The 13,526-nt window shown below is 63.9% G+C and carries 6 protein-coding genes; 4 read left to right on the top strand and 2 right to left on the bottom strand.

Annotation, left to right across the window (positions count from 1 at the left end):
* The coding region (locus tag VIF40_RS21365; protein ID WP_331939539.1) for an integrase core domain-containing protein at window positions 1–485 on the top strand (485 nt) is incomplete at its 5' end.
* Between the two features lie 105 nt (window positions 486–590).
* Here the strand turns inward: VIF40_RS21365 and VIF40_RS21360 are convergent.
* Window positions 591–1,454: a hypothetical protein gene (locus VIF40_RS21360; protein ID WP_331939538.1), complete on the bottom strand. Its 864-nt coding sequence runs from the start codon at window positions 1,452–1,454 to the stop codon at window positions 591–593.
* A 367-nt stretch (window positions 1,455–1,821) separates the two neighbouring features.
* On the bottom strand, window positions 1,822–2,448 hold the full coding sequence (locus VIF40_RS21355; protein WP_331939537.1) for a hypothetical protein: 627 nt from the start codon (window positions 2,446–2,448) through the stop codon (window positions 1,822–1,824).
* A gap of 1,407 nt (window positions 2,449–3,855) precedes the next feature.
* On the opposite strand from VIF40_RS21355, the gene VIF40_RS21350 reads away from it, so the two are divergent.
* From VIF40_RS21350 to VIF40_RS21340, 3 genes are all read left to right on the top strand, one after another.
* Complete coding sequence (locus VIF40_RS21350) at window positions 3,856–9,378, top strand: DUF3320 domain-containing protein (protein WP_331939536.1); 5,523 nt, start codon at window positions 3,856–3,858, stop codon at window positions 9,376–9,378.
* Window positions 9,379–9,795: 417 nt separating this feature from the next.
* Window positions 9,796–13,176 carry a type I restriction-modification system endonuclease gene (hsdR, locus tag VIF40_RS21345; protein WP_331939535.1) on the top strand — a complete coding sequence of 1,127 codons (3,381 nt, stop codon included), beginning with the start codon at window positions 9,796–9,798 and terminating at the stop codon, window positions 13,174–13,176.
* A 20-nt stretch (window positions 13,177–13,196) separates the two neighbouring features.
* A partial coding sequence (locus VIF40_RS21340; RefSeq protein ID WP_331939534.1) for a type I restriction-modification system subunit M N-terminal domain-containing protein occupies window positions 13,197–13,526 on the top strand: 330 nt, incomplete at its 3' end.

Below are 13,526 nucleotides of genomic sequence, written 5' to 3'. Positions count from 1 at the left end.
GCCTGGCGGCGATCCCGGACACGTCGATCTCCGGCAAGCGGGTGGCGCGCGAGCTGTCGGCGCTGATCGAAAGGCGCGGCAAGCCCGGCATGATCGTTTCCGACAATGGGACGGAGTTCACCTCGAACGCCGTCCTGTCCTGGTCGGAGGCGAACAAAATCGAATGGCATTTCATCATGCCGGGGAAGCCGATGCAGAACGGCTTCTGCGAGAGCTTCAACGGCCGCATGCGGGACGAGCTGCTCAACGAGACGCTGTTCTTCGGGCTCGACCATGCGAGAGAGAAAGTTCGCTCTTGGGTTCACGATTATAACCACCGGCGCCCGCACTCTTCCCTCGGCTATGCGACGCCGGCGGACTATGCGGCCGCGCTCACCGCAACAGGCGATCGGCTGCGCAACCCCGACCAGCTCCGCCGATCGCCTGTTGCTCACCCCACGCCCGCGGGCGTATCAACCGCCGGGACTCAACTCGCCGCTGGATGAAATTTCGGGGGCACGTCAGGTTCAATTTTCGGGAGCTCGAAATCGGGCGTCGCTGCCAGCCAGCATCTGCGATCGATTTGGCCACGGGTAGCCAGACCGCGCAGGTCATAGGAGACCAGACCGCCGCCCGATCCTGTTCTTGACCTCGTCCGCCTCGACTCCCAATTCGTCCGTCACGAGCTGCCATGCCGCGAGCAGCCGCGCGAGGCCCAATTCTACAGCGGGGCGCAGCGATCGTTCAATGTCTCGGACGTCGGCGTCGTTCACCGCGTCCGTCAAGGACACGCGATACCGTTCTCCTCGATCCACCGGGACGAGAGTGATCCGTCCGTCGAGCCAGGCGAGCATGCCGAGCTGGAAAGACTCGACGAGCCTTTTGCCGGCTTTCGTCAATTTTTTTGCGGCGGCCGTCTCTAGCGCTAATCGCCGCTGCTCGAGCGCTGCCTCGGTCGCTGCGCATCGCCGCTCGCGTTCGGCCACTGCCTGCTCGGCGGCAATGCGTGCATTGTCCGCGATCATCAGCTCCGATCGCAGCCGATCCAGTTCGTCGCTCTCCGAGCGGATGAACTCGCGGGCCTTTTCGGTCTCTGCCTTGGCGGCGTAGGCTTCCGGCGACAAACGGTCGGGGCCACGCGCCTCCTTTTCGCGGCCGCGCTCGATAGTCGGGTCGAGGTTCGCTCGGACGAATTCCGTCCAACTATCCTGTAGAGCAGCGAATGTATTTCTTGTCTTGTATTGCGCCTGTAATTTCGTCAGGGTAGGACTGACAGACAAGAATTTCTTTCCGGTCTTGCTCGTCGTCATCGGCGCCACCAATACGTCGACCACCCCGGCGCCTTTTTCATCGAGATCCATTCTGGCGCTCAATAGCGACGTCTCTCCGAAAGTCTTCTGCGCCCATGCGATAGCGGCGTCGAATAGCAGGCGATTGCGCGGATTCTGCGGATCGTGCTGGTCGCCGGTTTCCATCAGCCATCCAACACTTACGACGCAAATCAGATGCCCGACCGGCGCCGTGTTCCCGCGTTGGATGGCGCCTGTGGCGGCCTGCATGCATCTCAGGTCCGCCAAGTAGTCGAATCGCAGGCCGCCACAGGCGCCATCCTCGCGCCAAGGATGCGACGCAAAATTTCGGTCGCTGTCCGCGTCAGGCCGGACCCTAAGTCTGGAGGTCTCGTCGAGGCGATTGGCATGGTCGCTCGCCGCTTGGACCTGCCTGCCATTCTTGAGACGCAAGAGACGGACGGACGCGAAGTGCACTGCCTAGCTCCGAGTTACGGTGATCGGGTCCTCACTCCCGCCGAGATTTGCGATCTCGTCGGATTTTGAACGACTTTCATCCATCGCGCAGGAACTCGGGGATTTTGGCATCGCTGCTCTGTGTCGGGCTCTCGATCGCGGGCGCCGCGCTGTTCATTCGCATCGCGAACGGCGGCTCGGTGTGCTCCTCGAGGGCCGGGGCCAGCGAGGGCGCCAATTCACCGTCGATCTCGACATTGTCATCCGCGATGATCGGCGGGGCGTCGTCCTGCTGGAGCCGCTCGCCTTCCGGGGTATCCGCGGAGGTGGAAGTCACCGGAGCGGACGTGGCCGCGTCGTTCTGCGCAGCGGATTTCTGCTCGGCCTTGGGCCGCCCACGTCGCCGGGCGACCGTGACGCTCGGGGCGGGCTCGCCCTCGCCCTCGCCCTCGACCTCGGGCTCGCGCCGATCAGAATCGTCGTCCGAGGCTTCGCCACTGGAGGTGTCGCTCTCCGCGCCATTCGGCGACGGCGGCAGGCTGATGGCGATCACCTGCCCGCGGACCGCCTCCACGAGCGGGATCACGATCGACGGCGCGGCCCGCCCCTGCCACAGGCAGCAGGCAATTCCATGCGTGCGTCTCGCGTCCGTGTGGCAGGTGAGGCCGAGCTCGATGAGCCTTTGCGCGAGGGCTGGAGAGGGCTTCTGCGGCAGGACGAGCACGAGATCGCAGGGAGTCGTATCGATCGCCGGAGGATCGACCGTCGGCATAGCGTCGCCGCGAGCCTCGAGCGCTGCGCGTTGGGATGGATCGTTCAGCATTTCCGCGGCGATTCCAATCGCCCCGTAGATCATCTTAGCGGTGACGCCGCCGATCGGTCGATCGAGATGAGCTTTGAGCGCCTCACGGCCGGTCCGTCTCCACATGGCATTGATGGCTTTGGAGGACGCAGAATGCAACGAATGGAGCGCCTCGGCCTCGGCGGCGAAAGTGGCTGGATCTGGCATGATCATTGGCGGCACCGAAGGGTTAATGGAGATCGATGTGTAAGCGTCACTCGAGATTTTGGCTCTGTCAATAGCGTATATTATTTTTCTGCGATGAAACTAACCTTTGTAGCCTCGAAGCTATTCCCGGGCTCAGAGTTCACATGTCGTTCTCTACGGACTAATTGATCGTCTCATCGGTCAACTTTCGTTAGAAACCTTGCAAAGATAGGCGGTCCTCGCCCGAAACGGCCGTTGTCTGGAGGGGTACCATTAAGCTTCCGCCAATCCGTTGCCTCTTGCCGAATGGCGCCGGCTCAGGCGCGACGGAGCCGTCCAAGGCCTCGCTATCATCGCGTCCGATCGCCGCGTAAGATAGACGACTGAAAGAGGTCGCATGGTCGTCGCGAATCGACCATCGGCGCGAACGTTGGGAAATGGGTAAAGGAGTGATCGGCGACGCCGAAAAAAGCGCGGACAGCTGGTAACTCGTAAAACTGGTAACACGCTATGCATTTTTCTCGCGGGTTACGGCGCCTCGCCCACGAGTTGCCGTGACGTCATCGTAACTCTTCGTTTCAAAAATAGGCTTAAAATCAATAGCTTGAAGAGAGAGCTCGCGACGCATTCTCGGGTTGAGCCGAAAAGGCGTCGAATGGCGCGCGCATCACCTCGCTCTAGATGTGATCGCCAATCAAGCGGCAGCATGCTCCTGGGAATGTAGGCCCTCATGAGCGCACGTGGCGTGGCGCGGCGCAAACGCATCACCTCGGTTTCGACCTCGAAACGCAGTTACGCCCGCTCGTCCTCCGATCGGAGCGAACGCCGGTAAAGGAGTGGCCGGCGACGCCGAAAAAAACGCTGACGGCTGGAAACTGGTAAAACCGGTAAACACGCTATGAGTTTTTCTCGCAGGCTGGCTTGGCTGATCGCGTTTTGCCGAATATCGTCACCAGCCATAGCGCAGCGGCCTGCCCGGTCATTGCGAGGGCGGTCGGAGCTCGATCGAGCTCTGAATAGAATTCATTTCATCCTGAATGAGGGACGTGTATTTCGATGGACGCCATTGTTCATCCCGAAGACCAAAATGTCTCAGTATTTCAAAGCAATCTCCCGATCGCCGAAAAGCTCGATCGCGCGCGCATGGAACTGCTGGACCTCTCGGCGCGAAATCGGCTGCTCAACATGCCGCGGTCCGCCAAGGCGGGACGATCGCTCGAAATCGTGGATGAGAAGAGCGCCGAAGTCTTTCGCCTGCTGATACGAGAAGGCAAGGTCTTCACCTTCGTCGCCGGAAAGGCGGCGCGCGCGAGCGACGGCGAGCCGGAGGGGGAAAGCGACGAAATATCGGACCTCGCCCAGCCCGAAGACGATGTCGCGGATGAGCGCGGCGTGTTCACCAGACATTCCGACACGCGGCTCCAGACCCGGCTGACGCCGAAAGGGCTTCAGAAGCGACTGCTCGAGCTCTATTACGACGCGCGCACGCTCGAGGAGGAGCAGGGCGTCAACATCCTCTATCTCACGCTCGGCGCGCTGAAGTGGATTGATCCGGGGAACGCGGCCAATATTCGATTCGCGCCGCTGCTGCTCGTTCCGGTCGCCCTCGAGCGCGGCAATGCGGGCGAGAAGTTCAAGCTTCGTTCGCGGCCGGAGGAATTCGCGTCGAATCTGTCGCTCGAAGCCTATCTCGAACGCATCCACGGCATACGGCTGCCGGATTTTGAAGCGTCCGAGAGCTTCGACCCGATCGCCTATATGGACGGTGTGGCGGAGGCGGTCGCCGAAAAGGCGGGCTGGGCCGTCCAACATGACGACATGGCTCTCGGCTTCTTCTCCTTCGCCAAATTCCTCATGTATCGCGACCTCGACCCCGAGACTTGGCCGGACCATGCGCGGATCAGCGATCGGCCGCTGATCCGCAGCCTGCTCACCGACGGATTCGACGGCTCGGAAGGCATGATCCACGAGGACGCCAAGATCGATCCGTTCATTCCGCCCGCCGAGATGGTGCACATCGTCGACAGCGACAGCAGCCAGGCGCTCGCCATTCACGAGGTGCGGCGCGGACGCGACATGGTGATCCAAGGGCCGCCCGGAACCGGCAAGAGCCAGACGATCGCCAACATCATCGCTTCTGCCGTGGCGGACGGAAAAGCGGTGCTGTTCGTTGCGGAGAAAATGGCGGCTCTGGATGTGGTGAAGCGCCGGCTCGACGCCACCGGCGTGGGCGACGCCTGTCTGGAGCTGCATAGCAACAAGGCCAATAAGCGCGCCCTGCTCGAAGAATTACGCCGCACCTGGGAGCTCGGGGCGCCGAGGGGGCCGGACTCAGGCTCATTGTGCGCACGTTTGACGGAAGCGCGAGACGGGTTGAACGCGCACGCCGTGAGGATGCACCAGCTCCATGCCGCGGCCGGGTTGACGCCCTATCAGGTGATCGGACAGCTCGTCCGCCTGCGGCTCGCAGGTGAAAGGCCGAATGATATCGCGCTGCAAGCTCCCGCGGAATGGACGGCCGATGGATTCTCGGAACGCCATGCGGCGCTTTCCGAGCTGGTCGAGCGCGTCGAGGCGATCGGCACGCCTGACGATCACATCTGGCGCGGCGTCGGGCTCGCCGCCGTCACGCCATTGGAAGTGGATCGCCTGACCACGCGTTTCGCGGCGCTCAGTGAACGGCTCCATGCGCTCGAGGCATCGCAGGTCGACCTCGCATCGATTCTCGAGCGCGCGCCGGCGACGACGCTCGACGAGCTTTCCCCGGTCATCGCGCTCGCTCGACGCATCGCCGCCGCGCCTGACCTTTCCGGCGCGGCGCTCGGCGCGACCGCCTGGATCGACAATCGCGAGGCGATCCAAACGCTGCTGGTGAATGGCGCTCGTTATGCGAGCCTCCGAACCGATTTGGCGAGCGTCTTCAATGACGAGGCGTGGGAAACGGAGACCGAGCCACTTCGCGAGATTCTGGCGCTGTTGCCGCCCGCCTTCTCTTCGGCGGCTTTCGAGCGCCTTGGGACTCTGGTCGCCCTTCTCCCGCGGCTCGTCGTCGAGGCGAAGGCGCTGGCGGACACGATGGCCTTTGCGCCGCCTCTCACGCTCGCCGATGTCCGACGTCTCATGCAGATCGGCGAGCGTGTCGTAGCGGCGCCGGTCGCGAGCGCCGAAGCCTTTGCGAATGATCTTTGGACCGATGGTGTCGAGCGCGCGGCCGATCTCGCCAACGCCATTCGCTCGCTCGAGCAGGCGCGAGCGGAGATCGGCGCCAGCCTGTCGGATGCGGCTTGGACGATGGATTTGTCGGGCGCGCGGACGACGCTCGCTTATCACGGCGACGGATTCTTCAAAATTCTGAGCGGCGAGTGGCGACACGCCAACGCCTTGGCTCGCTCCGTCCTCCGTAGCCCGGATCAGCCATTGGCGGATACGCTCGCGCAGCTCGATGCGCTCATCAGGGGGCAAGCCGCCAAGCGACTGATCGAGAGCGACGACGATTTCGGACGAAAAGTCTTCGCCTCGGACTGGAGGAGCGACCGTTCCGCTTCGGCGCCATTGTCGGCGCTCGTCGAATGGATGCGGTCACTGAAGGGGCTGGGCGATGAGCCGCGACGTGTCGCGGCGAATAATCCAGACCGCGAGATGATCGCATCCTGCATGGAGCGGACCGCGAAGCTTCTCGTCGAGGCGGCGCCGGTCGTCAAAGCGCTCTGGAACGAGCTGCCGGAGCGCGCCCTATTGTTCGGCGCCGCGCCGACGGCGGACAGGGCCGAGCTCGCTCCCATGCTCGATGCAGCGAGAGGATTCCACTCCGCCGACCGAGCCGTGGCGGCGCTCGAGAAGGCCTCGTTCACCATTCTAGCTGTTCGGCTGGATATGCTCGCTCTCATCGCAGAAGGGCGCGCATGCGCCGAGGCGCTGGCGTCGGGTGAGACGCTCGGCTGCTCCGCCTTCGGCGTGGCTTGGCGCGGCAATACATCCGAGTGGAACATGCTGAAGAGCGCCGCCGACTGGATCGACGGCAACGGCGACATTCGGCTCTTGGCGAGTCGGATCGAGGACCGACGAGCGCTCGCCGATCGGGCCGATGCGATCGAAGGAGACCGGTCGTCGCTCGTCGCCGATCTCGACGCCGCATTCACGGCGATGTCCTTCGACCTCCCAAGAGGTTTCGGGTCGGCGACCATCGGCCTCGTGTCGCTCGAAAATCTGCGACAGCGACTCGGCGATTGGGCTGCCGGCGGTGAGCAATTGTCCAAATGGGTCGCCTATCGAGATCGCGCGGACCGAGGGCGGACGCTCGGCTGCGCAGAGGTCGTCGGCCGTCTGGAGGATGGCAGGTTGAAGGCCGGCGAGGTCATCCCAGCGTTCGAGACGGCCTATTACGAAGCCGTCCACGCGGATCAGGTGCGTCTGGCGCCGGAACTCGGTCGGTTCGACGGAACTCTGCATGGCCGCAAGGTGCGCGAGTTCGTCGATCTCGACCGTCAGCGGATGGCGATGGCCGGCCTCGAGGTCGTGCGCGCGCATCACAAGCAGATTCCCCCTCGGGACGGCGGCTCCGTCGGTCCTTTGGGCGCGCTTCGCGCTGAAATTCAGAAGAAGCGCGGTCACATGCCGATCCGCAAGCTCATGGAGAAGGCTGGGCCGGCGGTGCAGGCGCTCAAGCCGGTCTTCATGATGAGCCCCCTCTCCGTGGCCCAGTTTCTCGTTCCGGGCGTGTTCGATTTCGACCTATTGGTGATGGACGAGGCGAGCCAGATCCAACCTGTCGACGCGCTCGGCGCCATCGCGCGCGCGAAGCAAGTCGTCGTGGTCGGCGATCCGAAACAGCTGCCCCCGACAGCCTTTTTCTCGAAAATGACCGGTGCCGTCGACGATGACGATGAGGATGACGGCGGCCGGGTCGCAGACATAGAGAGCATCCTCGGTCTATTCACGGCCCGTGGCCTGCCGACGCGAATGCTCCGATGGCATTATCGCAGCCGGCATCAGTCACTGATCGCGGTCAGCAACCGCCAGTTCTACGAGGGCAAGCTCTTCATCGTTCCGAGCCCCTATACATCCGAAGCCGGCATGGGATTGCGCTTCCATCACATAGAGCAAGGATTGTTCGAGGCCGGCGGCTCCCGCACCAATCAGATCGAAGCCAAGATCGTCGCGCAGGCGATAGCCGCTCACGCGCGCGAGCATTCGAATCTATCACTCGGCGTCGTCGCGTTTTCGGTCGCTCAGCGACGCGCGATCCTCGACCAGTTGGAGCTCATCCGCCGCACATTGCCGCCGGAGACGGAGGCGTTTTTTCAGGCGCATCATGCGGAACCGTTTTTCGTCAAGAACCTGGAAAACGTGCAAGGCGACGAGCGCGACGTGATCTTCATCTCGGTCGGATACGGGCCCACGACGCCAGGAGGCCGTGTTCCGATGCGCTTTGGACCGCTCGGCGCGGAAGGCGGCGAACGGCGCCTGAATGTGCTGATTTCTCGCGCCAAGCAGCGCTGCGAAGTCTTCGCCTCATTGACCGACGAGGATATCGAGCCCGATTTCGCGTCGACCCGCAAGGGCGTCTTCGCCTTTCGCCTGTTCCTGCATTATGCCCGGACAGGGAGGCTGACCTTGGCGGAGAGCACCGGTCGCGACCATGACAGCGTGTTCGAGGAGCAAGTCGCCAAGGCTCTCCAGGCTCGCGGCTATCAGGTTCACCGTCAGGTCGGACTCGCAGGCTTCTTCATCGATCTCGCCGTCGCCGACGAGGATCGGCCCGGCCGTTATCTGCTAGGGATCGAGTGCGATGGCGTCGCTTATCACGATTCCCGCTCGGCGCGTGACCGCGACCGGCTGCGGCAATCGGTGCTCGAAAGTCATGGCTGGACCATTCATCGAGTCTGGAGCGCAGATTGGTTCCAACGTCCGGCCGAGCAGCTCGACCTCATCATCGCCAAAATACAAACGGCCAAGGAGGAGCACGACGCTACGACCACGAGAGCGACTCGCGCGGCGCCGGTTGACATTGTCACGATCGAGCGGGAGGACTTCACAGAGATCGGCCTAGTTCCCGTTGGCGAAGAGTCTCAGAGTTCGAGCGACGCCTATATCGAAGCGGTGTTGAGCCGGCCCTCGGCTTGGGCCGGTGAATTGCACGAAGCGCCGATCGGTATCCTGATTGCGCTCGTCGAAGAGGCGGTGCGGATCGAAGGTCCCGTTCATTCTGACGAAGTCGTCAGTCGTATTCGCGACGCTTTCGGTCTCAAAAGAGCGGGAAATCGTATTCAGCAAGCAGTCGAAGCGGCGATTGGCGTCGCGGTTACGACCGGTCGGATCGAAAAGTTAATCGATTTCCTGTCGGCTCCGAATTCGCCCATCCGCGTTCGAGATCGAAGCGCCGCGATCTCTCAGACACTACGACGCGCGGACATGCTGCCGCCCTCCGAAATCCGCGCGGCCGTCATCGATGTCGTGCGCAACAATTTCGGCGCGACATCGGATCAGGTCGTGCAAGCGGTCTCCCGGATGCTCGGTATCAAATCGACCAGCGCCGCCGTGCGAGACGTCATCCAAAAGCAGATCGACGAGGCGCTCGAAGGAGGAGTGCTGACGATGCAGGCCGGCGTTCTCATGTGTGTCGTGGGCGATGAAACGTCGAATGAGGAATTGGTTCGAGAAACATAGTGCATGTCTGGCTTCACGCCTCCTGTATGCTTCCAACGAGAAAGCGATCACTCCTGGTTGCAATGTGGAGACGCCAACAATACGGCATAGAGTCTAGGTGACTAGGCTGCTGGCGACACCGGTGGGACGCATTCGACCGTGCTGTCTATTTCATTGTTTTGTCGGGCTCGATGATCGGCCTCGTCGAGGACAGCGCTCTCGATCGCACGGAGCGGCGAACTCGGCGGCGCGGTAGACGTGGGCGCCGAGCCGCCCGCGCACCGTCCATAGGCACGCGGCGGCGGCGGCGAGGAGGTCGCCGCACGGAGATGCGGCTTGCGAGAGTCGGGACGCCGAGACGACCTCCGAGGTGGAGTTGCCGGATTCGATAGATTGGACCAAGATATAGCGTCGAAAATTGCGAACTCCGAAACACCAGTGCCGCCGCATTCCCGAAATTTCCTATTCCTGACGGAGTGCGATCCCGAGCTCGCGCGGCTTGGCGCCCTCGCGGAATGGGCGTTCCATCAGGACGCGCCGACCGCGCTCGGAAAACTGCGGCAATTCGCGGAGCACTTGGCCAAATCCCTGGCCGCGAGAAGCGGCCTCGCTCTCGATCGGCGCGCGAATCTCGATGAAACTCTGCGGACTTTGCAGCAGGAGGGCCGGCTTCCCCGGCAGGCCGGCGACGTGCTGCATTTCCTCCGGCGGGCCGGCAACGCGGCCTTGCACGAGAACGTCGGCACGCCGCAACAGGCGCTGACCGGCCTGAAATTGGCTCATCAGCTCGGCGTTTGGCTCGTCCGCGTTCATGGCGCCGAGCAGAAAACGACCATTGCGCCCTTCAGCCCTCCGGAGCCGCCGAGGAACGCGGCCGCGGAGCTCGCGGGCGAGATCGAGCGCCTACGCGCTCGTCTCGCCGCGTCGGAAAGCGAGGCGGAACGAGCCCGGCGAGAGGCCGCGGAGGCCGCTCGCGCCCGGCTCGACGCCGAGTCGCTCGCCCGACGCGAGGCCGAGGAGCGGGCCGAATGGGAACGGCTGGCGACCGAGGAGGCTTCGGCGCGCGAGGATGCGCAACGCGCGCTCGACCTGCTCCGAACGGAAGCGCAGACCCATGCACCGGCACAGCTCGCCTCGCTCCAGCAGGCGGCCGAGACCGCCGACGCCAATATCGAAATGGACGAGGCCGACACGCGGGTCTTGATCGATTCGAAGTTGGCGGCCGCGGGATGGACTGTCGATTCCGCGACGCTCCGATACGCGCGGGGCGCCCGCCCCGGCGACGCCGCCGCCATTGCCATCGCCGAATGGCCGACTGCGACCGGCCCCGTCGATTACGCCCTTTTCATCGACGGCCGTTGCGTCGGCCTGATCGAAGCCAAGCGCGCGAGCAGGAATGTCCCGGCCGTCCTCGCTCAGACGGCGCGCTACGCCGCGGGCGTCGAGCTCTCGGACGCGCAGCGGCTCCCGCCGGAGATCGCCGGGGAGGCGCCGGGCGCAATCCCGTTCCTCTTCGCCGCCAATGGCCGTCCCTATGTCAAGCAGATGCCGACATTGTCGGGCGTCTGGTTCCGGGACGCGCGCCGGGAGTTTAACCCCCCAGCGCCGCTGAGCGACTGGTTCAGCCCGCAGGATCTGAAGGAAAAGCTAGCCCAGGTCACCGATGCGGCCAGCCTCGCCGCGGAGCCCTTCGATTACGCGGGCCTCTATCCCTTTCAGCAGGAGGCCGTTGTCGCGATCGAGGAGGCGATCGGTCGCGGCCAGCGCGACATTCTCGTCGCCATGGCGACCGGCACTGGCAAGACGCGCACCTGCATCGCCCTGATGTATCGTCTGCTCAAGCACAAGCGGTTCAGACGGATCCTCTTTCTGGTGGATCGCAACGCGCTCGGCGAGCAGACGCTTCGAGCGCTCGCCAACACAGAGCTCGAGGGGCTGCTGAAATTCTCCGAGAGCTACAATGTCGCCGGGCTCGAGAAGCGGCTGCCGGAAAAGGAAGACCGCGTTCATGTCGCCACGGTGCAGGCGATGGTGAAGCGCGTTCTGTCGCCGGACGGCGAGGAGGACCGGCCGACGCCCGGCGTCTATGACTGCATCGTCGTGGACGAGGCCCATCGCGGCTACACGCTCGACGCGGAGCTGCGCGAGGAGGATCTCGAGTTCCGCTCGCTCGACGATTATCTTTCTAAATATCGCCGGGTGCTGGACTATTTCGACGCGACGAAGATCGCGCTCACCGCGACGCCGGCCCTGCATACGGCGGAAATCTTCGGCGCGCCCGTCTATCGCTACGGCTATCGTCAGGCGGTGGTGGACGGCTATTTGATCGACCACGCCCCGCCGCGCCGCATCAAGACGGCTCTCGCCTTGGCGGGCATTACCTTCGCGGCGGGCGAGGACGTCGAGATCATCGATCCGCGCACGGGTCAGATCGACCTGTTCCAGACGCCCGATCAGGTCGCGTTCGAGGTCCAGGAATTCAACAAGAAGGTCTATTCGATCGAATTCAATCGCGTCGTCGCAGAGGCCGTCGCCGCGGAAATTCCGCCGACGGCGCCAGGCAAGACGCTGCTATTCGCGGCCCGCGACGATCACGCCGACACGCTGGTCGAGGAGCTGCGCGCCGCGCTCGAGGCGGAATATGGCCCGCAGCCGCACGATCTCGTGCAGAAGATCACCGGCAAGGTCGACCGGCCGGGAGACCATATCCGCGCCTTCCGCAATGATCCCCGCCCGAAATATGTGGTGACGGTCGATCTGCTGACGACCGGCGTCGATGTGCCGGACATCTGCAATCTCGTCTTCGTGCGCCGCGTCAACAGCCGCATTCTCTATGACCAGATGATCGGGCGCGCGACTCGTCTCTCGCCGGCGATCGGCAAGGAAATCTTCCGCATCTTCGACGCGGTGGACATATACGCCAATCTCCAGACCGTCACCGACATGCGCCCCGTCGTGGTCGATCCGAATATCCCGCTGGAGACGCTGCTCACCGATCTCCAGCGCGCGCCGACCGACGAGGATCGCAGCTTCGTCCGGGACGAGATCCTCGTGCGGCTCCGGCGCGCCTTCAAGCATCTGACCGAAGCGCAGACGCAAGCCTTCGAGCGTGCGGCCGGCATGCCGCCCCGCGATTTCCTCGCGCGCCTGCGCGCCGCGCCGCCGCATGAGGCTCCGGCCTGGCTCCAGGCCCAGGCGGGCGCCTTGGCGATCGCCGCCGGCGCGCGGCCTGCCGCCCGTGATCACGGCGTCTTCATCTCCACCCATGCGGACGAGCTCGTCGCCGTAGAGGACGTCTTCGCCGGCGCGGCGAGTCCGGAGGATTTCATCTCCGCCTTCGAGCGCTTCGTGCGCGAGAATATGAACGCCTCCGCGGCCATGATCGCGGCGACCCAGCGCCCGCGCGAGCTCACCCGCAAGGAGCTGAAGTCGCTCGCCGCCGAGCTGGACGAGCACGGCTTTTCGGAAGCGAGCCTGCGCCGCGCCTATGGGCGAGCCCGCAATGCGGATATCGCCGCCCATATCATCGGCTTTGTCCGCCAGGCGGCGCTCGGCGACCCGCTCGTCCCCTATGCCGCCCGCGTCGACTCGGCGCTCGCCAAGATCGAAGCCTCGAAGTCCTGGACGCAGAAGCAGAAACAATGGCTGCGCCGGATCGGCCGCGTCCTCGAGGAGCAGCCCGTCGGCGACCGCGCCATTCTGGCGGAGCCGGCCTTCGCCGCCCAGGGCGGCTATGAGACCGTAAACGCCGAATTCGACCACCGCTTGCAGGATGTCCTCGCGGACCTTAACGAAGCCATTTGGGGCCGTGCGAGCTGACCGGCCGATTTGGAGCTGAGATGAATCCCTCGTCCGACCTCGTCAACAAGCTCTGGCGCCTCTGCGCGGTCCTGCGCAAGGACGGCATCACCTATCAGCAATATGTCACCGAGCTGACCTATCTGCTGTTCCTGAAGATGCTGGCCGAGCGCAAGCTCGAGGAGAACAAGCTGCCGGAGGGCGCGCGCTGGCGCGATATCGTCGCACAAGAAGGCGTCACGAGGCTCGCGCTCTATCGCCGCATATTGGCCGATCTCGGCGATCCGCAGAAGAAGCGCGACCGCACCGTGCAGGCGATCTTCGCCAATGCCGCGACCTTCATCCGCGAGCCGGTCAATCTCGACAAGCTC

The sequence above is a fragment of the Methylosinus sp. genome, assembly GCF_036560965.1.
In the GTDB taxonomy this organism is placed as follows: domain Bacteria; phylum Pseudomonadota; class Alphaproteobacteria; order Rhizobiales; family Beijerinckiaceae; genus Methylosinus.
Note: the sequence above shows the minus strand (reverse complement) of the source record. Positions and strands in the feature narration are given on the sequence as shown.